17 protein-coding genes are annotated in these 25,485 nt (G+C 34.3%); 11 read left to right on the forward strand and 6 right to left on the reverse strand.

Annotated elements, in window-relative coordinates:
* Positions 1-596 precede the first annotated feature (596 nt).
* Positions 597-2,060 carry a polynucleotide adenylyltransferase PcnB gene (pcnB, locus tag BW942_RS17985; protein WP_000670773.1) on the reverse strand — a complete coding sequence of 488 codons (1,464 nt, stop codon included), beginning with the start codon at positions 2,058-2,060 and terminating at the stop codon, positions 597-599.
* A gap of 53 nt (positions 2,061-2,113) precedes the next feature.
* On the opposite strand from pcnB, the gene BW942_RS17990 reads away from it, so the two are divergent.
* Positions 2,114-3,130 (forward strand): M23 family metallopeptidase, encoded by a 1,017-nt coding sequence (locus tag BW942_RS17990; protein ID WP_000625244.1) that lies wholly within the window; start codon positions 2,114-2,116, stop codon positions 3,128-3,130.
* Positions 3,131-3,528: 398 nt separating this feature from the next.
* Positions 3,529-4,485 carry a prolipoprotein diacylglyceryl transferase gene (locus BW942_RS17995; RefSeq protein ID WP_000567061.1) on the forward strand — a complete coding sequence of 319 codons (957 nt, stop codon included), beginning with the start codon at positions 3,529-3,531 and terminating at the stop codon, positions 4,483-4,485.
* A 665-nt stretch (positions 4,486-5,150) separates the two neighbouring features.
* On the opposite strand, the gene BW942_RS18000 is transcribed toward BW942_RS17995, so the two are convergent.
* On the reverse strand, positions 5,151-5,774 hold the full coding sequence (locus tag BW942_RS18000) for a class I SAM-dependent methyltransferase (RefSeq protein WP_001283365.1): 624 nt from the start codon (positions 5,772-5,774) through the stop codon (positions 5,151-5,153).
* 1,618 nt (positions 5,775-7,392) lie between these two features.
* Positions 7,393-10,239 (reverse strand): FtsK/SpoIIIE family DNA translocase, encoded by a 2,847-nt coding sequence (locus BW942_RS18010; protein WP_000444199.1) that lies wholly within the window; start codon positions 10,237-10,239, stop codon positions 7,393-7,395.
* Positions 10,240-10,474: 235 nt separating this feature from the next.
* Between BW942_RS18010 and BW942_RS18015 the strand changes: the two genes are divergently transcribed.
* From BW942_RS18015 to BW942_RS18050, 7 genes are all read left to right on the forward strand, one after another.
* Positions 10,475-11,845, forward strand: coding sequence for a DUF389 domain-containing protein (locus BW942_RS18015; protein WP_001170205.1), 1,371 nt, complete (start codon positions 10,475-10,477; stop codon positions 11,843-11,845).
* A gap of 876 nt (positions 11,846-12,721) precedes the next feature.
* The gene (locus tag BW942_RS18025) at positions 12,722-12,859 is read left to right on the forward strand and encodes a hypothetical protein (protein WP_001193516.1); all 138 of its coding nucleotides are present in this window, start codon (positions 12,722-12,724) and stop codon (positions 12,857-12,859) included.
* 23 nt (positions 12,860-12,882) lie between these two features.
* Positions 12,883-13,155 carry a DUF736 family protein gene (locus BW942_RS18030; RefSeq protein WP_000852854.1) on the forward strand — a complete coding sequence of 91 codons (273 nt, stop codon included), beginning with the start codon at positions 12,883-12,885 and terminating at the stop codon, positions 13,153-13,155.
* 66 nt (positions 13,156-13,221) lie between these two features.
* Positions 13,222-13,818, forward strand: coding sequence for a LemA family protein (locus BW942_RS18035; protein WP_000850110.1), 597 nt, complete (start codon positions 13,222-13,224; stop codon positions 13,816-13,818).
* Between the two features lie 162 nt (positions 13,819-13,980).
* A complete protein-coding gene (locus BW942_RS18040; RefSeq protein ID WP_001050495.1) occupies positions 13,981-15,351 on the forward strand; it encodes a TPM domain-containing protein in 1,371 nt (456 codons plus the stop codon).
* 15 nt (positions 15,352-15,366) lie between these two features.
* Positions 15,367-15,930: a TPM domain-containing protein gene (locus BW942_RS18045; protein ID WP_000610215.1), complete on the forward strand. Its 564-nt coding sequence runs from the start codon at positions 15,367-15,369 to the stop codon at positions 15,928-15,930.
* Positions 15,931-15,988: 58 nt separating this feature from the next.
* Positions 15,989-16,783 (forward strand): DUF3592 domain-containing protein, encoded by a 795-nt coding sequence (locus BW942_RS18050; protein WP_000959866.1) that lies wholly within the window; start codon positions 15,989-15,991, stop codon positions 16,781-16,783.
* A 117-nt stretch (positions 16,784-16,900) separates the two neighbouring features.
* Here the strand turns inward: BW942_RS18050 and BW942_RS18055 are convergent, their stop codons facing one another.
* A complete protein-coding gene (locus BW942_RS18055) occupies positions 16,901-17,299 on the reverse strand; it encodes a SufE family protein (protein WP_001084286.1) in 399 nt (132 codons plus the stop codon).
* A gap of 1,039 nt (positions 17,300-18,338) precedes the next feature.
* Here BW942_RS18055 and BW942_RS18060 point away from each other — a divergent pair.
* On the forward strand, positions 18,339-19,001 hold the full coding sequence (locus tag BW942_RS18060) for a hypothetical protein (protein ID WP_000286748.1): 663 nt from the start codon (positions 18,339-18,341) through the stop codon (positions 18,999-19,001).
* 686 nt (positions 19,002-19,687) lie between these two features.
* On the opposite strand, the gene BW942_RS18065 is transcribed toward BW942_RS18060, so the two are convergent.
* Positions 19,688-20,785: a hypothetical protein gene (locus BW942_RS18065; protein ID WP_000657732.1), complete on the reverse strand. Its 1,098-nt coding sequence runs from the start codon at positions 20,783-20,785 to the stop codon at positions 19,688-19,690.
* Between the two features lie 949 nt (positions 20,786-21,734).
* Here BW942_RS18065 and BW942_RS18070 point away from each other — a divergent pair.
* Positions 21,735-23,792: an LIC_11051 family fibronectin-binding protein gene (locus BW942_RS18070; protein WP_000683647.1), complete on the forward strand. Its 2,058-nt coding sequence runs from the start codon at positions 21,735-21,737 to the stop codon at positions 23,790-23,792.
* Positions 23,793-23,971: 179 nt separating this feature from the next.
* Here the strand turns inward: BW942_RS18070 and BW942_RS18075 are convergent, their stop codons facing one another.
* Positions 23,972-25,321, reverse strand: coding sequence for an ankyrin repeat domain-containing protein (locus tag BW942_RS18075; RefSeq protein WP_000379031.1), 1,350 nt, complete (start codon positions 25,319-25,321; stop codon positions 23,972-23,974).
* Positions 25,322-25,485 lie beyond the last annotated feature (164 nt).

Consider the following 25,485-nt stretch of genomic DNA (forward strand, 5'->3'; position numbering starts at 1 on the left):
GATTTGCGGGAGTTCCCACAGTTTCAAAGTTAGTTTGTTAAACTCAGATTTGCGGGAGTTCCCACAATTTAGGAATCGAGATCACAACCTTTTTAGAAAAATGAGCCATGAATTCGTTACGCCAAACTCGCGCTAACTAACGAAAAGAATTTCTATAAAATCCCCAAAACGCCATCCAATCAAATCTTGTATAAACTGCCGTTTTACGACCATTGCAAAAATGAAAAAACTATTTGATTTGAATCTATACCAAAAACTTAAAATGAATCATTTTTGAATCTTCAATCAAATGCGGGAGTTCCCACAAGAACCATTGTATTGCATGATCTATAGTTTTCTAAGATTCTTTTGTTATTATAATTTCTATTAGAGTTCCCACAGTTTTTGGAAACAAAACATCCTGCTTTTTAAACTCAATAAAACGATTCCTGAATACGGATTCTTAGAGAGGTATTCGTTGAGTTTTCCGGATTGCGTTTTAGATCGCTCGAAAAAACTCAACGTCTCGCTTCACTTGTATGGTGAAACGTCTCCTCAATGCATCGCTTCTATGGTCGCTCTGCAGGATTTGGGTGGACTGATTTTATAGAAGTTAACTAAAATTCATTTCCTGAATCTTCAGAAGAAAAATCTTCTTGAGAATTTTCCTTCTGATTTTTGCGATTCTGTTTTTCCGATTCAGAAGAACTTTGAGTTTCTTCCCTTCGATTGGAACGATCTTCTTCCCGATTTTTCTGAAAATTTCGATTTCTACTTTTATTAGGGCGAGCCCCGTTGAATTTTTTTACGGGAGTTGGTCTTTTTCTCACAGAAATTTCCCAGAAAAACGCGCTCTGAATCGCCTTTTCATCGTTTTCCGCGATCGCTCCAATTTTAAATACCATAAAGGCATCGTAAAAATAATCCTTCATCCGAAAGAAATTATTTTGAGAAGACTTTTCGTCTTCTGTACTTAAAAATCTCTGTTGACTTGCAAAAATCTTAATTAAACGATCTTTATCTTTTTTAGGAGTTTCCAGTCGTCTAAAAATCAGTTCCAAACTATTTTTGATCGCTGGAACCAAATGCATATTCTCTTTTTGTAATGCTTCCGAAGCGAGATCTGAAAAAATTAAAGAATAAAATATATGAGGAGTCATCTCCTCCCTTTCAGTCAGTAACTTATCCGCAATCGCGAGTCGTTTTCCGATATTGGTTTCTAAAAATTTCTCACCAAAATTGGAATTCTTTTTTCTTTCCTTATCAAAGGCTTCTTTAAAAAGAACTTCTAAAATTCCGTGTTCCGCCATTCCTTGAAAAATCAAGGAAGTTTTCCAAGTGCGAAAGATCTTATTGTATTCTTCTAACATTCTGGAACTAGAAGCTTTTTCTAATTCTGTCTTATGTTTACGAATCGCCTTGGCGGTTGTCTTTTCAATATTGAGTCCTAAAATTTCTGCAAACTTTACAGCCCGTAACATCCTCACAGGATCTTCTCGAAAAGAAATATCCGGATCTCCGATCACTCTTAATACTTTATTTCGAATATCCTCAAAGCCGCCTACATAGTCTATTATGGAGTCGTTTCTTACGTCATAATATAAAGAATTGATTGTAAAGTCTCTGCGAGCCGCGTCTTCCTGAGGTGTGCCAAATTTATTATCTCTCTTGATTAGATAATCTTGATCCTCTACAGCTTTTCCCAATCTATAATCAGGCAAGGAACGAAAGGTACTGACTTCGATTACTTTCCCACGGAAAAGTATATGCACAATTTTGAATCTTCTTCCGATGATTCTACAATTATTGAAGATCTTTTTGATCTGATTCGGGGTCGCGTTAGTGACAACATCGAAATCCTTCGGTTTTCTTCCGAGAAGAAGATCTCGAACCCCCCCCCCTACGATATAAGCCTTAAAACCAAATTTATTCAGCCTATGGATGATTTTGACCGCGTCCTCATCTATCATGTTTTTACGGATCAGATGAGCATCCCGATAATAACGTTTACCGTCCGGGTGCGAGAGAATATCCTCAACTGATCCTATTTTTTTCTTGAACAGATTGGACAGGAATTTCATATAAAGAATGGGTCTATAATCCCTTCGATCCCCCTACCTGCAAGTAAAAATCTATGATAAGTCCGGCAAAGTATGATCTCAAATTGACCCATTCCGAACGTCTGCAAGTCAAAATTCTCAAATTCAAAAACAGATTTCGGAAATTCAAAGAGTCTGGTTCTAAGAAGATCTCTTTTTTACTCGTTCCTCACAGTCATGAAAACGTGATCACCATCGAACTTAACGTTTTTATGGCTTGGTTTCTCGGAATTCTTTCGGGACTGATTCTGATCTTAGCGTTCCTCTTTCTCTCTTATTTGAATTTTTTCTACCGTCCCGATCAAGACTTGTTTCAAAAAAGCGACGAGAACGTCAGTCAATATCTTTACTACGATATGCTCCTTCAAGACGCTAAAAAGGAAATTCGTGGTTTAGAAAGAAAAACCGAACAGCTCAATCTAGTCGCTTGGGACGAGGTTCCTTGGAAACGGATTCTGACATATGAAGTTATCCCAGAATTTCATCTCAAAAAGGAAATTCCGGATTCTGAAACCAATCTAGAACTTTATAAAAATACGGTAGAAGGTTTTGCGGTTCAGAACATTGAACTATTTCGGATTCGCCAAGCGTTTGAAAACGCATTCGATTATCTCGAAGAAAGAGAATCTATTTTATACGCTCTTCCTAGAGGTCGTCCACTCAAACCGGGAGTAGGTTTCGTATCTTCTACGTTTGGTGGTAGAGTGGATCCTTTTGGTTTGGTCATATTAGGAGAACATCACTCCGGAGTTGATTTTGCTTCTGCAGAAGGAACTCCTATTTATGCGACCGCTCCCGGAGTGGTTGTAGAGTCTGGCCAATCTTCAGGTGGTTTAGGTAGGAATATTAAGATCAATCACTTAAATGGTATTTTTACGGTTTACGGACACTGTTCTCAGATTCTAGTAGAAAAAAATCAGATCGTCAAACGTGGAGATCTGATCGGTCTAGTTGGCTCGACAGGCAAAGCCACAGGTCCACACGTTCATTACGAGGTTCATATCGGTCAAGATCCTCCTTTAGATCCGGCCGAATTTATCAATATAGAATAGAATCTAGCAACAATCTTTTCAAAGAACTATGTCGTGAGCTCCCACAATTTCAAAATTAGTTTGTAAAATCTCAGTTTGTGAGAGTTCCCACAATTTCAAAATTAGTTTATAAAATCTCAGTTTGTGAGAGCTTCTACAGTTACAAAGTTAGTCCGTAAAATCTCAATTCGTAAGAGTTCCTACAGTTACAGAAAGATTAGAATAAATTTTATCTGAAACTTGATTCTACCAGTAAAACGAATCTGGGTTCTTTTCGTTCCGCAAAAGTAAAATCTGGGAACTCATACCTTGAAACCAAACAAACCACTTAAATTTTCTGATTTGAATTGATCATCTATGGTATTCAAAAAAGGATTATGGATTGATCCATTCCAGCAATCGAGAGTATTGGTTACACTATGATTGACAGAATCCCAGTACCGTTTCTCAACCCTTTATTCAAATTCTTATTCAATAGGGAATGGGACGGACCGTCCACATTTAGCATCCTAATGATGATCGGTTTTTTAACCGCATCTTATCTTCTTCCTAAAGAGTTAAAACGTAGGAAGTTAGAACCAGAACATTCTGATTGGTTACTTCTTTTAGGAATCTTAGGCACCTTAGTAGGAGCTAAAATCTTTTTCGTCTTTGAAATTTGGGATCAGATCTTTGTAGAGACACCCGGCTTTGATGGGAAGTATATTTATCCACTCACTCATTGGTATGGTTTTCCTGGAAGAATGTCTCTTTGGGACAATTTGTTTTCAGGAAGTGGACTCGTATTTTACGGAGGATTTTTATTCGGAATTCTCTTTATCACTCTTTATATGAAATACTTTCAACTAGACATTGCATCCTACTTAGACGCTGCGGTTCCAAGTATGGCGATCGGTTACGCAATTGGAAGATTGGGTTGTTGGGTTTCTGGTGACGGATGTTACGGTTTTGCAACCAATGTTGAAATTCCACTTTTAGTTTTTAATTATCATGGAGCTCATCCCTCCGGTGTACCCGTTTGGAATACTCCATTGATCGAATCGATCATTTCATTTTTGTTCTTTTTTTATTTTCAGTTTTGGGCGAGAAATCAAAACTTTAAAAAGTTTTCCATTGGAGCCCAATATTTGGTCTTACACGGTTTTGCAAGATTGCTTGTGGAATTTTTAAGAGTTAATAAAGCAGTATTTCCTTTGATGGACCCACCTGCATTCGTAAACATTCCGAACGCAGAACAAAATCCTGAATTTTTAACTCAGTATTACTGGCATGGTTTTTCCCAATCCCAATTAGTTTCTATTATAATCATTTTAGTAGGTGCATTTTTTATACTAAAATGGAAACTCTGGAAAAAAGAAAATACATCCAACATTTAAAATTTGGATTTAAAACATTAGAAATTTAGAATATTTTAAATCCAAATTGTCAAATTCAAGATTATTCTTTAATATTTTTAAAATTTGTCTCAAAACCCGAAGATGTAGGAATTCATACGAAAATTTGATAACGGAGAACTACTGGGAAATTTACAAACTAAACCGCCAGTTGGAAACCTAATCTGCAGAATTCCTACGTTTATTTTATTAGAAATTTTTAAAGGAGTATAATTTAAGTCGAGTTCGACTTAAAAGGAATCAGAATTTTTTTTAAGTAAGAATTCCTACATTCATTTATAAAAATAATTGATCCTAATTTTTTAGTTTCTAAATACTAAAAACATTGGAGTTCCCACATTTTAAAGTTTTAACGTAAAATATAGATTTGTGAGAGTTCCCACAAATCAAGTTCCATTATAAATTTTTAAACATTCATTTTTGTGATTAGAGTTCAGGGAATTCCAACATTTATTTTTACGAAAAAATCAGGTTTTTATAAAACGAATCTCTTACATCAAGTTCTCGTTCATTTACGTCTTAAAAATTTTAAGACAAGTTCTAAGTTTAAAATGAATTTCTATTTTGAATCGGACTAGTGTGTTTAAATTTTAAAGACGTATTTTTGAAATATAATCCCAAGTTGAACTCGCGTCAAAAATTAGATTTTATCTCTTTCGTCCTACAAATCTGATTACAGAACCATTTCCGTTATGAAACAAACCTTCCTTCAATTCTATTTCCTTTTCCTCTAACTCTATAATTTCATAATTCTCAAAGTCGGATTTTATTTCATCTATTGAAAACAACATTTCTAACTCTCTCGGTCCGCCCACTTTTTCGTTCTTCAAAACGTAATGGATGTGTTTTTTACTAAACGCTTCCAAGATCACCAATCCGTCTTTTCGTAAATATTGGCTCAAAGTCTTATGATAGTATGACTTAATTTCTGCCGGGAAATGCGCATAAATCAATGCGATTGCGTCAAATTGTTCAGAGCGATAATCCAATGTTTGTAACTCACCAACTTGATAATCTATTTTCACTTGATTAGCTTCTGCAAGTCGAAATGCTTTCTTTTTTCCTTCTATACTGATGTCAAACGCAGAAACGTTCCAACCAAGTTTAGCCGCAAAAACTGCGTTACGCCCTTCTCCCTCTGCTGGAAAAAGTATTGTTCCTATTTTTAGTTTTTCTAATTGTTCTTTTAAATATTCATTTGGCTGTTCGCCAAAAGCAAACTCTTCTTTATTATATCTTTCATTCCATCTGTCTGTCCAAGGATCGCTCATAGTCTTGTTCTACTTATAATATAAATTGAATTTTTAATTAGACAATCTTTTCCAAACAACGATTTAGATTGGACAATTTTTTTTAGACTTTATAAAATTTTACTGAGCCTATTTTAACGTAGGTTTGATATAACTACTCATCTTTATCAAATTGAGTACCTAAATGTTTATCCCAAAGTGCCATTTCACGTAAATTTGATAGAATCCAATGCAAAAGCGATTGAAGCGCAGGGGAACTCAGCAAAACGCTTTCTCAAACTCAGTGTCTCGTTTCTATTGGTCGCTCAAAAAACTCAGCGTCTCACTCTCTAAATGATCCTTAAAAGAGACATTCTCTGAGTTTTCTAGGTCGTTCGACAAATCGCGTTCTAAATTGAAACTAAAGATATTATATTAAGTTTCTTTCATACAATTCATTGACTATACGCGGCCCGGCAACGTTAGATTCGATCAGATTTTCTTACTCTGAATATTAGAGTTATTGAAAAATTGAATAGTCGATCTGAACGAATCTGCTTCAATTGCCCACTTCAATGAAACCGAAATAAATGAAAATAGAGTTGTTGAAAAATTTTATAGTGGAGTTTAACAAAACTACTTCAATCTACAGTTTCCATACAACGGAAACCGATGGTGAATTAATTTTTCAACAACTCTATCGGATTAAAGTGTAAACTATTGAATTGAGTGCTTTATTATATACTTCCGAGTAATATAAAAACAATGATTATGTTAACGTGAGTACGGCGTAAAAAATCCGTTTTATCCTAGGTCAATTTTTTCGTAAAAAAAATAGATGCGGGAACTCTCACAAATCGTGAATTTACAGTTAAACTTTGAAAATTGTGGGAACTACTAGGAAATATAAAAAAAATCATCATCCAATCAGATTTTTGCCGTTTTGCGATCATCATCAAAATTGAAATTCTATTTTAACGTGAATTCGGCTTAAGAAAAAAATTTTCTAAAAGTAGTAGTTCCTACAATTTTAGAATTTGTTTGTAAAATCGTGATTTGTATGAGTTCCCACATCATTTTACAGACAAACCTAAGTTTTGTATGAGTTCCCACACTTGAATACTACAGATTCAATTGTTATAAACTTCTATTTTATAAATTGTAGGAACTCCCACAAATTACGTCGCTTAGAAACCGTTTATCTTTTTTAGAATTTGATTTTTGTAATAGTTCTAAGATTGTTTTGGATAATCTATGTAATTTCTCAAACTTAGGCCAGCGAGAATTGTCTAAATTCTAAATGAAAATGAGTGGTAGTTCCCACATTAAAAGAATCGATCTGTAAAGTCCAGATTCCAACTTTTTTCAGAACATGGACCTGCAGAGCGACCATAGAAGCGATGCATTGAGTTTAGGAGGTGTTTGCTTAAGTTTCACAAAATGTGGGAACTCACACAAAAATTTAACAATATTAGAATTACTTGAAAGTTCGCAAATGTGACGGTTTTTGTAGGAACTCACGTTGTTTTATTAAGAATTTCTAAAAAACTACCACACAAATTCTTTGAGGTTTTGGAGCAGGCTCTTAAGTTCAAGCGGCTTTAGGATCATAAAATTCGCATACGATTTGATTGATCCATAGATTCTTTAGAATATCAAGTTATTTTAATATTTCTCTTCCTTTAGATCCAATCTGAGGACTGACGTAACCTCTTTCTTCCATCAACTCCATCAAACGAGCCGCTTTATTATAACCAATTCGCATTCTTCTTTGTAAATAACTCGCAGAAGCCTTTCGATCGGTTCTAACGATTTCCCAAGCCTGCTCAAAAAGTTCCTCGTCTCCTTCGTCTACTACAGAACTTTCGGTTTCTTCATCTAAATTGAAATCTACGTAAGAAGGTTTGCCAAATTTACGCGCTTCTTCTACAATTTTTTCGATCTCTTCTTCTGATACATAAGGAGATTGAATTCGAATTAGATCCGCTGCAGTCGGAGACTTATAAAGAAAATCACCTTTTCCTAATAGAGATTCCGCCCCGTTTTGATCTAATATAATTTTAGAATCCGTTTTCTGAGCCACGTGAAACGCCATACGAGCAGGACAATTCGCCTTGATCAAACCTGTAATCACATCCACAGAAGGACGTTGTGTTGCCATAATCAAATGAATTCCAACCGCTCTTGACTTTTGAGTAATCCGAGTGATCGCGTCCTCTAAATCCTTACCAGAAACCATCATCAGATCTGCAAGCTCGTCTATAAAAATGACTATATAAGGCATCTTTTTATATCCGTCTCTGTGAGCACCCTGCTCCACCTTTTCGTTATACGTTTTAAAATCTCTACACTTGAGTTTGGAAACAGAATGATACCTTGCTTCCATTTCTTGAATGGCCCAAGCTAATGCGCGAGTCGCCTTTTTAGGATCGGTGATCACGGGCATTAACAAATGAGGAATGTCTTCGTATAACGTGAGTTCCACCATTTTAGGATCGATCATGATAAAACGAACTTCTTCGGGAGAAAGATGTACCACCAAAGAAGAAATCATAGAATTTAAACAAACCGATTTACCTGAACCAGTAGTTCCCGCGACAAGCAAATGAGGGAGTTTATTCAAATCGATTCCGACTAACTTACCGGATATATCTTTTCCGATTAAAATGGATAAATCTTTTTTAGGACGAAGACTTAGGTTTTGATGAAGAATATCTCCTAAGAATACGTCTTCTCTGATACTGTTGGGAACTTCAATTCCAATCGTAGACTTACCCGGAATTGGCGCTACGATTCGAATATTTTTTACCGCTAGATATAAACGAAGTTCATCCGAAAGAGAAGTAATCCTTCCCAATTTGACTCCTAAAGGTGGAGTGAGCTCGTAACGAGTAATGATCGGTCCTCTTTCCATAGAAACGACTTGAGATTCATAACCATATTGACGAATGATCTCTTCTATCTTACGAGCTACTTTGTCTGCTTCAATTTTAAACAAAGGATCTTGAATTTTTGTTGTAGTCGTTTTTAAACTTTTAAGAGGAACGTGATAGATAGAACGTTTTGATTTTACCTCTGGAACCAATGTAGTTGGAGGAAAAGGTAAACCCAATTCTAACTTCTCTTCGGATTTTTCTAAAGAGTGTATAGAAGAATTAGAAGTATGGTTTGGAGAAACTTCTTTAGAATTTGAAATTGTAGAAGTTTTAAAATTTTCAGAAATATCTTTTTCAGTAGAAGTTTCAGAACTTAAAGTTTCTTCTTCCGAGAGGTTCTCTTCAGAATCCACACTTTCTTCCTCATAACATTCGTTTTCGAGTCCAGAATCTGTTTGCTCGACCTTTTCTTTTTCTTCGAACAAAAACTTATCCGGTATTTCTTCTGATTGTAATATAGGATTAGTCTGATTCCATTCTTTTTTTATTTCCGATTCAGAAGGAACGACTAACGTAACTGAAGGCTCTTTTTCAGAAATAATATTAGAAAAACTAGAAGTTCTAAAATCTAGAATCTCCCAACGAGAAGGCGTTTTTTGAAAATTTTTTTCTTCTCTAATTTTTTCAGAAAGGGAAGAAGAAACCGATTCAAAACGAAATACCTTTCCTTGTTCCTCAAAGTTTCCGGAAAAAGCACCGTGATTTTGAAAACGAATCCGAGAGTTTTTAGAAGTTACCGTCGGACCGGTGTCCACTTTAGACAAAAAGTCCGAAAGTTTTCCTTCCTTTCCAAAAGTAGAATGGAGAGTGTTTTGTAACTCAGAAGGTTGTTTGTTTCCAAGGTTTCGTTCGTAAGAATGTGTGTGTGGATTGGACAAACTGTAGGATTGATTTAAAGAATTTTTTTCATTTGTGTTCGTGGAAATCCAAGGTGGAACGGATTCTTTTTTTTGAAATTTTTCCACTGCAGATTGAAAAAGTGAACCTAAGCTTTCTCCCCGTTTTCCAAATCCAGATTTAAATCCTTCTTTATATTTTGCACCAGCGGTTCCAAGAATCCTTCCGATAAAATGAAGCGGAGATTCGTTTAACAATAATATTAAACCGTAAAAATAAAATACTAGATGAATTAAAATTTTTCCGGTGGAGCCGAATACAAATTCTAAACCAGAAGATAATAATTGTCCTACAAAACCTCCTTGAGAAGCAAAGGGAATAGTTGAAACGTGTCCCGTTACTTGAAGGGTTACCGTATAACATAATAAAAAAACAGGAATAGAAAATAGTCTGTTCGTAAGTTCAAATTCTTCTTTAACAAGTCGAAGAGATCCTAAACCAATTGTAAAAAGTCCAGGCAAGAACGACGCTGCTCCGAACATAAAAAACATTCCATAAGAAATATAATATCCAAGTCTTCCGAAAAAATTATATTCTACGCCGCGTTCTCCAGCGTCGAAAGAACCCAAAGAAAGAGTTAATATGATTCCCGCAAAAAGAAGTACATAAGGGAGAATCATCTTTCCGTTTTGCAAATTCCAGGTTGGTTTAAATTCTTTGGGTTTAGATTCCATGTTCTTACTATCGGAACACGGTTAAAAAAAGAAAAGAGACTTAATTTTTGAGTTTGATCAGTGTAATTTTCTTATAAAAAAATTGGATGTAAAACTATTACAAATCTAGGATTTTACAGACTAAAACATTTTAGACTTTGTAGATCCGATTCCATTCTAAAAAATCTTGTGTGAAATCAAAATAAGATCTAACATCTGTCAAATGTCTTCGTCAGTTTTATAGGAGAAAAATTTTATGCAAAAAAAATCTTCTCATAATCCAGAGCCTAACTTTTGGGATTTATTGGCTCCCTTGTTTGAATTTATAAATCCTTTGCTTCATATCAGAAACGATACGGACGAAACAGGAACTATAGAATCGATTAAACGAGGAGTCAATTTTTCTGGCTCTGCTTTATGGACTTTGATTTTTGCGATTTTTATCGCTTCTATCGGTCTCAATATTAATTCCACCGCAGTTATCATTGGTGCGATGCTTATTTCTCCTTTGATGGGTCCGATTATGGGCGCAGGACTTGCTTTAGGAATTTATGATTTTGAACTTTTGAAAAAATCACTTCGCAATCTTGCGGTAATGACATTCTTAAGTCTTTTTACATCTGCTCTTTACTTTTTGATTTCACCTCTTTCTGACGCTCAATCAGAGCTTCTGGCCAGAACTTCTCCTACCATCTACGACGTGTTAATTGCTTTTATAGGTGGGGCCACCGGAATTGTAGCCGGTTCCAGAAAAGACAAAATCTCAAACGCAATTCCAGGAGTGGCGATCGCGACCGCTTTGATGCCACCTCTTTGTACTGCTGGTTATGGATTGGCCAATTGGAATTTTAAATTTTTCTTAGGTGCTTTTTATCTCTATTTGATCAACAGCGTTTTTATAGGTATCAGTACTTTGATTTTCGTACGTTATCTGAAATTTCAGCGTACCGTTTATACGGACCCGGCCGTTGATAAAAAGATTTATCGTTATGTGTATTTATTGTCCGTTTGTTTAATTCTTCCTAGCATTTACTTTGCCTACGACATCGTAGTCGATTCTGCTTTTAAACGAAACGCCAAAAGTTATCTCGAAAATCAATTCACATTCGAAAAAAGTAAAATTCTATCTGCTAATATTGTTAGGAAAGGTGGTGAAAAAAAGATAGAAGTTACTATGATCGGAGAAACCTTGTCCGAAGACGTTCTTTCCCAGTTAAAAACGATTCTTCCTAAATACGGCCTGGAAGATACGGAATTAAAAGTCATTCAATCCTATAGAGACAGCTCTCAATTAAATCAACAGTCAGGTTTTTCTTTTCAAAACGAAGCCGGTTCTAAAATTCAGGAAGAAAAAATTCATCTTTTAGAAAACGAACTTAGAATTTTAAAAGATAAGGATCATCTGGCTCAATCCGTTGCCAAGGAAATCAACGTTTTGTTTCCTTCTGTTGATTCGTTTTCCTTGGGAGATTTTTTAGTCCAAAACGTTCAAGATTTTTCTTCTTCGAAAGAAGTAACAGTACTAGTCAAATGGAAACATCAGGTTGGAAGTGTTGAAAGAAAACGATTGGAACTTTTTTTAAAACTCAGATTGGGTTTAGAAAATTTACAAGTCCTGGATCTTTAATTCAAAAAAACTAAATGTATCTGCGAGAATTCCCAAGTTTAGACTAGATTTTTTCGAACTCGAAAAAGTAGTAGTTCCCACAGTTTCAAAGTTAATCTGTTAAACCCAGATTTGTGGGAGTTCCCACATTTAAAGTTTTTCTGCATAAAGGATACAACTATAATTCAAATTGAACACAATGACCTATAGAACAACGCTCCTTGAGTAATTAGCAATCATTACTATTGGTCCGGTCTTACGACCTAATTTTAAAATTTCGAAAAATTTCCGAATCCTATATAGAATTCAGGTTTTATCTTAAAATCTTAGAATGTGGGAACTCATACAAGAGTGTTTCAGAAGTAAAAATTCATAAACTGATAAGAATTTAATTAAACGGCAATTTTTTTAAAATTTTTAAAACTTGTCCCAAAACCTTAAAGAATTTACATGATAGTTCTTTAGAAATTTTTAATAAAACACAATAGTTCCTACAAAAACCGTCACATTTGCTAATTTGCGAACTTTCAAGTAATTCTAATATTGTTAAATTTTTGTGTGAGTCCCACATCTTGAAGTTTTGGGACAAGTTCTTAATAAAATACAGTAGTTCCTACACAAACGTCGTATTTGGTAATTTACGAGTTTACAAGCAGTTTCTAATATCGTTAAATTTTCGTAGTAGTAGTTCCCACAGTTTCAAAGTTAGTCTGTAAAACCCAGACTTGTGGGAGTTCCCACATTTAAAAAATCGATCTATAAAGTTCAGATTCCAATTTTTTTTCAGAATCATGAATTCTTTACGCCCAACTCACGTTATTAAAAAAAAATACTCTCACTTATGTTTTTTGTCCGGGGTAAGCAGTATTCTCAAACTCAGATTGAGAGGTAAATAACATGCAAACCATAACTACAGAATGGATGAACGAAAGAATCGAAATACTAGCGGAGATACTCGCTGATCAACTGATCGAAGAAATCCGCAAAAGAGCCTTAGAAAAAGAAAAACTTCCAAACCAAACAGAAGCGGCCTAAACAAACAATAGGAGGATAAAAAAATGGCAGAATACACACTCAAAGAAAAAAAAGGAAGTCTCTTTAGCAACGCAGCTAAAGAAAAAGAAACTCAACCAGATTACACCGGTAAGGTGCTTCTCGAAGGCAAAACGTATCGACTTGCCGGATGGATTCGCAAGTCAGCAACTGGAAAGAATTATCTTTCTCTAAGTCTTTCTGAACCAAATCTTGAAAAAAAATCAGAAGGAAGTTCAGTCATAACAGTAACAGACGGAAACGATTTTACGGATATAGAAGAAGATTTTCCGTTTTAAAAAATTTGATTTACGTCTTAGTATAAAAATAAAAAAAATCCATCCTGATTAGGAGAAAGAAATTTTTTGAAAACTAAAATTGATTTCAAATTGTTTTTGATAACGACTCTGACTCTTTTGGTTTTCTCCAATTGCGGTTATAATACAATTCAAGAAGAAGATGAGGCGATCAACGCATCTTGGGCGGAAATACTCAATCAATACCAGAGGAGATCGGATCTAATTCCAAATCTGGTTAACACAGTAAAAGGTTATGCAACCCAAGAAGAAAAAGTATTGATCGCAGTAACAAAAGCCAGAGCGGGAGTAGGTTCCATTCAAGCAGATGAAAAAACTTTAAATAATCCCGAACTTTTTAAAAAATATTCACAAGCGCAAGCACAGATGACTTCCGCACTTTCTAAACTACTTGTAATTGCAGAAAATTATCCCGAATTAAAATCCAACGAAAACTTTAGAGATCTACAAGCTCAACTAGAAGGAACCGAAAACAGAATTACCGTAGCCAGAAACAGATATATTCAAGCGGTACAAAAATACAACGTTACAATTCGAAAATTTCCAAATAATTTAACTGCAAAGTTTTTCGGATTCGAAACCAAACCTTCTTTTAGTGTAGAAAACGAAAAAGAAATTTCTAAACCGCCTGAAGTTAAATTTTAAAAAAATTGAATATTCTTAAGCACTTACCTACTTTCACTTTCTACTTTTTTAAAACACAAGAAAATTTAAATTCTATTTTATCTCAAATAGAATGTTTAATAAAACCTATCATCAAAATTGAATCTAGATGATTCATCTCAATCAAATATAACAGCATAAAAAATGAATCTTTTAAAAGCTCGAATGATCCAATCGGTAACTATAAAAATTTTATTCTCTGTATGTCTTTTAGTATGTACAGCAGGAATTCATTTAAAAATTGGAAATTCACATTCCACTTTTATCATAGAAGAATGGAAAGCAGAAGATCAAATCATTCCCCTACTACACTCTCCGGTTACGGATGCGACTTTCACTCTAACAAAAGAACAAAAGGTTCAACTCACAAACAGATTAATTTCATTTGAAACAAAAAAAGGAAGTCAAATCGCAGTATTGATCGTAGGTTCTACGGGTGAATGGAGCATAGAAGAATACGCACTCAAAGTATTCGAAAAAACTAAATTAGGTCGTAAAGGAATCGACGATGGAATACTAATCGTAGTAGCAATCCAAGACCATAAAACGAAAATAGAAGTTGGTTACGGACTGGAAGGAACTATACCCGACGCAATTGCAAAAAGAATCATAGAAGAATTTATGATTCCTCATTTTAAAAACGGAGATTACTTCCAAGGAGTTTCAGACGGAATCGACACGCTCATTTTGAAAATCGACGGAGAGGAATTACCGGAAACAAATAAAATTCCAAAATTTTTTGAAGTAATCAATAAATATTCAATGTATATCTTTCCCTCTCTTATATTGGTCATTCTTATAATCACCATCTTTATTACATCTGGAATCTTTGGTACAATTGTATTGATAGGTGGCGGATTTTTTTTAATACTAATGTTAGAATCCATAATATTGTTAGTTATCATTTTCTTTCCATTGATCTTTTTCTTTTTAATGGCATCGCATTTAAGAAAGAAAATACGAATACGACGAAAATCTTTTATAACGCCCACAAATTGGGATTATATTATAATCGCCGTTTTTATTATATTAGGAATCGTTAGTACAATTGGATTGATAGGATTCGGAATTTTTAGAGGACTCATATCAGAATCTACAATATTAGGAATTAGTATTTTAATTTTATTGATCTTTTTCTTTTTAATGACAGGGTATCTAAGAAAAAAAATACAACGGAAATCTTTTTGGGATTATATTATAATCGCCGTCTTTATTATATTGGGAATCGTTAGCACAATTGGATTAGTAGGATTCGGAATTTTTAGAGGACTTATATCAGAATCTATGATATTAGGAATCCCATTAATTCTTTTCTTTTTAATCATGGGATATCTAAGAGATAAAATACGACGGAAATCTTTTTGGGATTACATTCTATTCGGCACCGGAACTTCATCCTCCGGTTCTTCTTCCCGTTCCTCTTGGGGAAGTAGCGGTTCAAGTTCAAGCGGAGGAAGTTCCTGGAGTGGTGGTGGAGGTAGTTCGGGGGGCGGAGGGGCTTCGGGAAGTTGGTAAAGAATATTTAATATTATGATAAATCAATATACAAACAAAAAAGCCACCATTCTAAGAATTTGGAATCATACCTTAGAATCCGTTCTGTCCTTTTTCTATTTTTCACAAAGTAAACCCAAGTCCTATCGTTTTAAAAAATATTTTAGCACAGAAGATTTAGAAAAAATAGAATCTGCGGTTTCCAAATCGGAAATTCTCCATAAAGGTGAAATCAAAGTCATTTTAGAAAGTGGTCTTTCGATTTTCAGAATAATCGAAGGACTTACTACAAAACAAAGAGCCGAAGAATTATTTTCACAAAAAAGAATTTGGGACACGGAAGAAAATACAGGAATTTTAATATATATTCAATTGATAGACCGTAAGATCGAACTACTAGCGGATCGAGGAATTTATAAAAAAATAGGTCAAGGAAAGTTAGACGAAATTTGTCAACGAATGGAAGCCGGATTCAGAGAGGGGCATTACCTAGAAAGTATTCTTTTTGCAATTGAGGAATTTACACTTCTCCTTCAAAAATATTTTCCTTCTGTAGAACAAAATCCAAACGAATTATCAGACAAACCAGAAGTAATTTAAACTTTTAAGCTGATAATTTTTTGATTTGATTCTAAAAAATTCGGAGGAACTATAACATATGCTCGTTTTTATATGTCTATTCGTTTTGTTTGGAATTCTCACAGGTTTGATCGTGGGCAAGTTTAAAGGTTTAGAATGGGGAATGGGAATCGGTGGTTTCATCCTCAGTATCGGCGGATTGATTCTAACGATCCAGATCGGAATAAATCGATACAACGAACTAAAAGATGCCGTCACAGCGAAAGGAATTCTGATCGATTATACAGAAGAAAGAGAAGTAAAGTCCCACCGAATAAACTATTCTCCATTAGTTCGATTTTCTACTCCCGATGGAAAAAAATATACCATTCGAGGTTTAGGCAGCAATAGAAAAAAATGGCAAATCCATGATGCCATCGACGTCACCTACAAACCATCGGATCCGAATCAAGGATTTATAACAGATTTTCAGAATACATGGGGCCTAACGTGGGCGCTTTCGCTGATTACTCTTTTCCTGCTTTCTATCGGAATCTTTTTTATCGGCGGTAAAATCCGGGGAACAAAAGATGATACGATAAAAATTCAAACGATTCTTGCTTCTTATACGCGTATAACGATGGAGCGACATTTTACTAAGAGCGGCAATATCGTTATGCTCTCTTCGTTCGTATTATTTTTTATCTTCTTTTTTATATCCGGAACGATCGTAAAACCGATCGGCACTGTGTTTATTGGAATCGGACTGGGAAGTTTTATTCTAGGCATTGGACAATGGCTATCGCCGGTGAACGATTGGGAACTCAGAACGATTCCCTTTGTGATTGGCGTATTCTTCTTTATGATAGGACTGGGAGCAGTTCTTTTAGGTTGAACTTAAACATCAATCTTCGGACTTAGACGGTCCGAAATTTGTTAAGCGAATACAGAAACTTGCAACACCTCGACGATCGCGAAAGTTTTAAATTGTTAAGCAAAGTTCTTCTTCTGTTCAACTATTCCTCAAAATATTTACCATAGAATAAAGACCGTTTCTCCTGGACATAGATAGATGTTTGTCTAAACCAATCTCTTTTAAAAACTCAAGAGAAGCGTTTTTAATTTCATCTCGTGTGCGTCCTGAAAATACTCGAATCAGAAGAGCAATCATCCCACGTGTAATTGCAGAATCACTATCTGCTTGAAAATTTATCTTACCGTTCTTTTCTTCGGATACGATCCAAACTCTAGACTGACAACCTGGAACTAAACGTTCTATAGTTTTTTCAGAATCGGAAATCGATCCAAGTTGATCCCCCATTTCAATTAGGAGCTGATACCTTTCTTGCCAATCTGTACATTCCGAAAATTCGGATATAATTTCTTTCTGAACTTCCGCAATGCTGTTCATACCTCTTTCCAACTTTTATTCAATTCTTAGACAAGCAATCAGAAAAACCTCAAAGTAAACCACGCTATAATCATAACTTTACTCATTCCAACAAAATTGAATACCTAAATGTTTATCACAAAGTGGCGTTTGATACTTTATTAGATAGCTCTGAATAAAAGACACAAACCTCGAGGATGAAATTTAAAAAATTATCCTGAAATTTTAAAATCCGAAATAAACTCTCAAAAACCCACTCTTACCCAAAACGAAAGCATCTAAAACAAATCCATCTTTTACAAAGTTCTTGAAATTAAAAGATTGATGTTTCCAAAATTTTAATTTTATCCAAAATGAAAGTCCGATAAAACAGAAAACCTCAAATGATTATTTTTTCATTCAAGTTATTAAAAAATTAATTTTCTCCCGTTTCTTTTTCATTAAAAAAACAGATAATTCTGTTTTCCTACTCATAACTATATAATAAAGTACCTAATATTTTGCATGGAATCAGTGTTTTGTGATAAAATTAACGGTACTCCATTTTATAGAGATCAGCAATAGTAGATAAGGAATTTCTCAATAACTCTATTGTATCAATTTCAATCTGTTTTTTCTTTTTTTGAAATAGGATTTTATTATTCAAACTATATAATTAAGTACTCAAATATTTGTGTTGAAATAGAACTTTACAATAAAAATTTACATTGTTTAATTTTATAGAAATCAAAAAATAAAAAATCTATCCGGTAATACGAATATAAAAAATGAATCCCTTAAAAACAACAGATCGTTCCAATACAATATACGTTATCCGTAATTAAAAACGAAACAATCAATCAAAACAAATTACACCAAGTAGGAATCGGTCATTCTAAGTTAGAAAATAATAGATTTGTTGAAAACTCTATAATAGATATTAGCAAAACTGTTTCAATGATCCATTTCAATGCAACGGACACAAATGGAGAATTAATTTTTCAACAACTCTATTATATTAACTCCGAAGTTTCTACTATATTCTCCTTAAAACAATCAGTTAAATAATTTATAATATTAGATGTATTCTGAGAAATTATACCGCTTTACAGAACCGTTTAATGATCTTTATGCGAAAGCAAGCAGAATTAACTATGAATACCCGGAACCACAAGATTCTAAACGAATTAAACCTCTTGTCTTTATTTGGCAGCCTGGCTCCGATTTGATTGGGGATTTTACTTGGCCGGGGTTCGACGATAATATTATCATCACCGAAAGAGTCTGTGATTTTTTTTATTCGGAAAAAATCCTAGGTTTTGGACCGGCACCCGTGGAGATTTTGGAAAACAACTTAAAACGCAAAAGGATCAAATATGTCAATATGCCCTACCGAGGACCTAGATTGTTCGATCTTTGGGTTACTACTTGGGTTCATTTTAACATACAATATTCTACGGTAGATCAGATTCAAGATGAAGATGGGTTTTATTATAAAGTCAATGGAATAGAAAAAAATGAATCATTACGGGATTCACAAACAATAGAATTAAAAAAAGTTAAAATTTCACGAATTCCAAGAAAAGGAATTTTCGTACATAAGAATGATCTACATGGATCAAACATCTTCGGAATTTTAGAATTTCCCGGGTGGATATTTTGTACGGAAAAAATGAAACGACTCATCGAACTCAATTCATTTACAAATGTTTCTTTCCTAGAAATGGGAAATTTACTAGATTAACGTGAATTCGATATAACAAATGCGAAAGCGATTATTATGCTGCGATCCATAGAAAGCCCGTTCTGTTGAGTTCATTTTGATTCTAAAATCCTATTCAACTTGTGGGGTTGGTGATGATAGAGAGCAACATTGAGTTTGAGAAATTCCGAAGGAATTTTCGCGAAAAGCGCAGTCGCGAGCCATTTTAGCTATGAAATCTGCGAGCGATTGCCCAAATTTTCTTACGCCGAACTCACGTTAGATTAACAAATTTTTCTTAAAATCGAACGAAAGAATAATCTTACAGATTATGCTTAGAGAAAAATATACGATGAGACTTCATGCGTAATCTATAAAATTTTGCAGCCAAACTGGAAAGTATAAGGCTGATTCGTATCGAACTTTATTATAAAATGGCTATAATTTTATTGAGCATTTAAGAAAACAATAATTTACGTTTAAAGACAATCAACCGGATCCATTTTGGCAAATAGTAGTTTCACCCCGACAGCCCAAGCTATTACCATCCTATTTTAAAAACACTAAAAATTAGCGAAGGACACTCAACTGCCGTTTGTTTTCTTTAGTACTTAAAATTTTTAGAATATATTTATTTTCTAATTTACGAGTGAAGATTTATTTCCGCCGGGCTGTAACCAGCCCGACGAAGAGGATATTTCAAATTCAATTTTTCAAAGGGTTAAATATCAATCAGAATGACTTTTACAATAACCTTCTGGAATCGTAAGTTCTAATGGTTTTCTAGTATATGCGTTGTTTTGCACATTCGATTCTGGCAGCCAATTTCCACGATTTAATCTCAGGTCAAATGTATGTTTCTTTTCAACCAAAGAAGTATCCACTTCGAGAGATTCGTTAATTGGAAAATAAATTGGAAATGTAACCGTGACGGTTTCTCCAGGTTGGATTACAGATTCGTATCCAATTCCATTTCCACGAATTCCATCCGGTTCTAATGCGTTGATGATACCTACATTTGACATCACCGGGCTTGGACCTTGTCCTATATTCTTGATTTCAGCAGTGATAAACATCATCGGTTTATGAGCTCTACATTTCATTCCACTAGGATAAACAGAAGCGCGTGGGATAATTAAATCAGGAAGAGCCTCTTCCATTTGAATCGAAATTGGAAAACAATTTGTATTATTACTTTCATTCGATTCTGCAATTTTAGATCCTATATCGACTCTCGCACAAAGATAATAATCTCCAGTTGGTATGTTTTTAGGAAGAATATTAGATCCTTCGCTTACATATTTGAGAGCACCTGAAACCAGGTCCGGAGTATTACTAATTCTTCCACCGCCTAACAAAACGTCTTCTTGAAAATCGGAAGAATAAGAAGCATAACCTTCGGGCACCTCTTTATCTTTAGAAAGAATCAAATCTACCATATAACCTTCCTGATCGGGACGATTTCCAGCCACCAAACTTCCACCAAAATTAGCAACTTGAAGGCTTAGTTTGCGAGAGATGTCTTCTCCCGGTTTCATTTGTCTTGAGCCAGGGAAATAAACATAAACCATAAGATCGGGTTCCGAAGAATTACTGTAACCGACTACTTCTTCAGATCCAGGATTGAGTTCTGGTTGATTTTGATTTACACCTATATTTTGGCCTGAAGTCATAGAATAAGTCTCAGTCTGCAAAGACTGCTCAGGTCCCAAAAGCATTAACAAAGAGGAAGAATCATTTTGTTTTTCTCCTCCACAATTCCAAATCACATACATTATCAGGAGAACGCTCGCCCCTCTCTTCGTCTTTTGTAAGAATTCTTTCATTTGAATCTCCTCAAAAATACCTCAGGCATTTTTGTTATCTAAATAAACGAATCCTGATCACAAACTGGGACAACCAAAACAATTCAAGTTATAATATAAAACAAAAACGAATCAAAAAACTAATTTTAAAGAGAAGTATCGAACTTTTGGGGCTAAAAAACGTGAACAAGACGTAAGAATCCGTTTTATCCTAGGTCAATTTTTTCATAAAAAATAGATGTGGGAACTCTCACAAATCGTGGATTTATCAGTTAAACGTTGAAAATTGTGGGAACTATTATAAATACAAAAAGAATCATCGCCCAATCAAATTTTTACACAAAACCGCCGTTTTGCGACCATCATCAAAATTCAAATCCCGTTTTGACTTGAGTTCGTGCGGGTAAAAATTTCCTAAAGGTATGAGTTCCTACAATTTTAAAATTTGTTCGTAAAATCGTGATTTGTGAGAGTTCCCACATTTAAATCAATCTGTAAAGTTCAGATTCCAACTTTTTTCAGAATCATGGGTTCTTTACTTAGAACTCACGTAAAATTAAATTCTAAAAAGTACAAAATGAAGGGTGAATATTTGGTTACCTTATAAAAAACGACTGAAATATGAAAACCAGTCAAAAATGTGGGAACTACCACGAAATTTAATGAGATTAAGAACTACTCAAAAGTTCGCAAATTGCCAAATACAACCTAACTTGTAGGAACGAGTGCGTTTGATTAAAAACTTTTAAAGAATGATCGCGTAAAATTTTTTGAGGTTTTGAAATAAGCTCAAATACGAACAATAAGTTGATCTAAGAAGCTTAATCCTATTAAAAAAATTTATTCTAAAAATGTCCCAATTATATTGCATTCTATATATAACAATAATCTGAAAAATATTTTATTTACTAAAGTCGTTTTAAAATACTGAATCATTTTTGAGATAATCTCCTACCCAACCAGGAAAAATATGAAACACTACCTAACCTTCCAAGACGATAAGTCAGATAAATTCTGGCAAATAGAAGTTTCCGAAAATTCATTTACAGTAACCTACGGAAAAACTGGCACTTCTGGACAAACACAGATTAAAACCTTTGACGATAAGGAAATCTGTCTTAAAGAAGCAAAAAAACTTCTCTCTGAAAAATTAAAAAAAGGTTATGTAGAAACAGATCCACCTATTTCTTCTACAAGTTCCGATTCTTCTAAGAAAAAAAACTCAACTTCCACAGAAACTTCTGTTTCTCAAACAAAATCAAAAATAGACAAACCAGCCTCTTTGACTTCGGAAACATTTCATCAATTTTTAAAAGTTAGAATCCAAGATATTTCTTCTTCAAAATATTCTAAAATACTTAAAAATACAGATTGGGAAAATCTAGCGGGAGACATTTTCGATTCCGTTTATAAATATTGGGAAGAACTAAATCAAAAAGAAAAATCTCCAATAGGAATTTTTGATATAAGATGGGACGACGCAAGTACGGATTATTGTATAGAATTTGACTATGATTTAGAAAGTAACGATCCTAAAAATTCTATGGAAGAAGGTGCAATTCGAAACGTCCCTGTAGTCGATTTTTCTAATTTTATTAAAAATCAACTCAAACAGAAACCAGAAAAAATCCGGGAAGTATTGGAAGACGAAGACTTTTCTCTGATAAAAGACATACTGTGTAAACTAACGCAGGAAGTAATTATACAAACTTTAAAAGCAGAAGTTTTTAAACAAATCCCAAAACAACAACCGTATTTTCTAATGTTCTCCTATTACCACGATGAAGACGCTTCTGTATTTTTCGATTCGAACGCAAAGGAACAAAAAAATTTATACTCCATACTCAAAATCTCAAAATCTTCTCTATTTAAATATTTTTTAAGCGGGGAGCAATCTTTAATCATTTCTAATGTTTCAGAAATAGATCTTACCGATATAAATCTTTTTGAAAATTTAAAAAATTTCAATATTTCCAATTGCGAAAATATAATTTCTCTCCAAAGTTTAAGTGAATTAAAAAATATCCAAAGTATTTCCATAAAAGGTGCAAAATTATCCGAGTTCCCCGATTTTTTACTAAATCTTCCGTCTCTTAAATCTTTGTATCTCACAAATAGCAACCTATCTATAGAAAATAAAATTAGTATATTCAATTCTTCGCAATTAGAACTACTTTGCCTAAACGCTAACTCCTTAACCACAATTCCAGAATTCGTATTCCAACTTCCGCAATTAAAAAAGCTACTCTTTATGGACAACCAATTGACAGAGTTACCAGATCGATTAGCAGATCTAAAATTTCTTCGAAATTTAAATTTATCCGGCAACAAAATCACTCAAATTTCCAATTTAACTAAGGAATTCAGCGAAATCATAGAACTTGGTCTTTTTGATAATCGACTCACTTCTTTGGATGGAATTTGTCGTTTTCCTAAATTGAATGAACTTTTAATTTGGGGCAACGAATTAGAAACAATTTCACCGGAAATTTTTAATTTAAAAAATCTAACTCGGATAGATACGACTAAAAATAAAATTTCAAGTTTTCCTAATATAGGAATTACACTCGAATCAGTAACCAATTTGAGTCTGAGCAATAACCAATTGACTCAAATACCAGAAGGACTAACTCAATTTCCAAATCTAAAATCTTTGGGTTTAGATGACAATTTACTTAAAGAACTACCTGACGATCTATTTAAAAACTTTCAAAAATTGGAAACTCTTGCATTAAGCAACAATCGGCTATCTAATCTTCCTAAATCCATTTCGCAATTAGAATCTTTAAAAAACATATATTTAAAAAATAATCAGTTTATTCAAATTCCTGAGATTTTAAAGGAGCTGAAAAAACTTAAAGACGTATCTTTGAGCGGAAACCAGATTTCAGAATTACCCGAATTTCTTTCGGAAATGACAGCATTGAGAGAATTAAAAATCGGAAACAATCCAATTGCACAAAACCCAGAAAGTGTAGAAACCAAGATGAAAGAAATCAATTCAAAAGTAGTACTTTATCTTTCTTGAATATTCTACTTTTTTGAAGTTTTTGCTCGTTTCTTTTTGGGAAAACTTACCGGTTTATGGATTTGACACAAATCTTATTCGGGGAATAATTTTTTTTTGTAATATGTAGATCGAACGATAAAACGAAAAACCGTTCGGTACACATACTACAAGTCAGATCCTACAAAATTAAAAACGAGCTAACGAGCCAACCCTAATTCATCCAATGTGTTTTCTATCGGAGCGAGTTGTTCCTGAGAATATTTAGAGCGTGCTACATCCATAAGTTCGTGCAAATGAACCGTATGATCAATATCAATCGAAAGAATGCATTTCTTAAGTAATTCCAAATATTCCACTTCCCCGGTCGAAACGAGCGCCTGCATGGCATATCCTCCCGCCTCTAACTCTTCATGCACATAAATCGTGTCTCCTTCTTTTTCATTCGCGATCAGTATCTGTGACACATAACGCGCAACAAGTAGGCGTAATTCCGGTTTGTTTATACATTTTAAAAAGAAGTCCGCTTCGTCTATTTCTTCTCCAGGCAATTCCCATTCAAGCCAGTGATCCGGACTTTCGTAATCGGGATGCGAAAATACGTTTTCTTGCAGGTTTTTTGTTATCTCCAACATATTTTCTAAAATCGTTCTACGATCCTTACCTTTCAGTCGTATTACATTATCCTCTATTTCTAAATCCATAGTCGGCTTCTTACTTGCTCCGTTCTTTTTCAGTTCCGCGAGAATGGCTTTACGCTTGGAGCCGTATTTCGTTACAGAATCAAGCGGACTCATACCCGCTTCAAAACCAGATCCGTCTTGAGTTATGACTGCATTTATATCCGCTCCAAGAGAGACTAACGTCCTAACCATATCCAAATCTCCGGATTTACACGCATAATGGAGCGCAGTACATCCGGCATGACTTACGTGCAAAGGATCCATCCCCTGTTCGATCAACCAATAAGCAATCTGATTTTTGTTTCTATATGGAGTATCTTCTATCGTTTTCATCAATAGAGTTTCTCCATAGGAGTCCGGTTTTTCATCAGAAACTCTTAAACCTAACTCTACAAGTTTAGTCAGCATTTTCATTCCGTCTTCTTGACTAAAAGATGCAGTTGCTAAAGCTATTTTATTGAGTAAAGTTTTTCCTTCTTTATCTCTACCTTCTACAAAAGCGCCTTGTTCTATGAGGGAGATAAAAGGTTCCCATTTAGACGCAAGCCAAATTGGAGTCCAGTTAGATTGATCGGCTGCGTGAATGTCCGATCCAGCTTCCAAAAGAAGTTCTACAGAACGTTTATCGTATTGCCAAACCGCATTATGCAAGGCAATACGTTCTCCTTTAGTTCTATCGTTAACACGAGCTCCTTTTTGAATAAGATACTCTACCATTTCTGGTTGTCTCATATAAGCGGCAAGACTCAGAGCATTGTTATATACATCTTTTTGGTAACAAGAAGGATCACAACCTTCGTCTAAAAGTTTTTTTACTACAGCTAAATTTTTCTCTCGAATCGCTTTGAATAATGCGGCTGTATCCATATTTCTGTTTTATTTTCTTTTTAATCTAAATTCTTTTTTAGATCGGTTGTTTTTACTACATTTCATAAATCCATTTATGAAATTACTTCTGTTTCTTTTTGAAGACCATTGATTCTTAAATAAAATTTAAAAGAAAGTAAAATTCCGCAGTTTTATTTTTTATC

This window comes from Leptospira interrogans, assembly GCF_900156205.1.
Taxonomy (GTDB): Bacteria; Spirochaetota; Leptospiria; order Leptospirales; family Leptospiraceae; genus Leptospira; species Leptospira interrogans.

Excerpts from the sequence above, each read along its gene's own strand:
- pcnB (WP_000670773.1), bottom strand. The coding sequence starts at position 2,060 with ATGAAATTCCTGTCCAATCTGTTCAAGAAAAAAATAGGATCAGTTGAG.
- BW942_RS17990 (WP_000625244.1), top strand. The coding sequence starts at position 2,114 with ATGATAAGTCCGGCAAAGTATGATCTCAAATTGACCCATTCCGAACGT.
- BW942_RS17995 (WP_000567061.1), top strand. The coding sequence starts at position 3,529 with ATGATTGACAGAATCCCAGTACCGTTTCTCAACCCTTTATTCAAATTC.
- BW942_RS18000 (WP_001283365.1), bottom strand. The coding sequence starts at position 5,774 with ATGAGCGATCCTTGGACAGACAGATGGAATGAAAGATATAATAAAGAA.
- BW942_RS18010 (WP_000444199.1), bottom strand. The coding sequence starts at position 10,239 with ATGGAATCTAAACCCAAAGAATTTAAACCAACCTGGAATTTGCAAAAC.
- BW942_RS18015 (WP_001170205.1), top strand. The coding sequence starts at position 10,475 with ATGCAAAAAAAATCTTCTCATAATCCAGAGCCTAACTTTTGGGATTTA.
- BW942_RS18025 (WP_001193516.1), top strand. The coding sequence starts at position 12,722 with ATGCAAACCATAACTACAGAATGGATGAACGAAAGAATCGAAATACTA.
- BW942_RS18030 (WP_000852854.1), top strand. The coding sequence starts at position 12,883 with ATGGCAGAATACACACTCAAAGAAAAAAAAGGAAGTCTCTTTAGCAAC.
- BW942_RS18040 (WP_001050495.1), top strand. The coding sequence starts at position 13,981 with ATGAATCTTTTAAAAGCTCGAATGATCCAATCGGTAACTATAAAAATT.
- BW942_RS18045 (WP_000610215.1), top strand. The coding sequence starts at position 15,367 with ATGATAAATCAATATACAAACAAAAAAGCCACCATTCTAAGAATTTGG.
- BW942_RS18050 (WP_000959866.1), top strand. The coding sequence starts at position 15,989 with ATGCTCGTTTTTATATGTCTATTCGTTTTGTTTGGAATTCTCACAGGT.
- BW942_RS18055 (WP_001084286.1), bottom strand. The coding sequence starts at position 17,299 with ATGAACAGCATTGCGGAAGTTCAGAAAGAAATTATATCCGAATTTTCG.
- BW942_RS18060 (WP_000286748.1), top strand. The coding sequence starts at position 18,339 with ATGTATTCTGAGAAATTATACCGCTTTACAGAACCGTTTAATGATCTT.
- BW942_RS18065 (WP_000657732.1), bottom strand. The coding sequence starts at position 20,785 with ATGAAAGAATTCTTACAAAAGACGAAGAGAGGGGCGAGCGTTCTCCTG.
- BW942_RS18070 (WP_000683647.1), top strand. The coding sequence starts at position 21,735 with ATGAAACACTACCTAACCTTCCAAGACGATAAGTCAGATAAATTCTGG.
- BW942_RS18075 (WP_000379031.1), bottom strand. The coding sequence starts at position 25,321 with ATGGATACAGCCGCATTATTCAAAGCGATTCGAGAGAAAAATTTAGCT.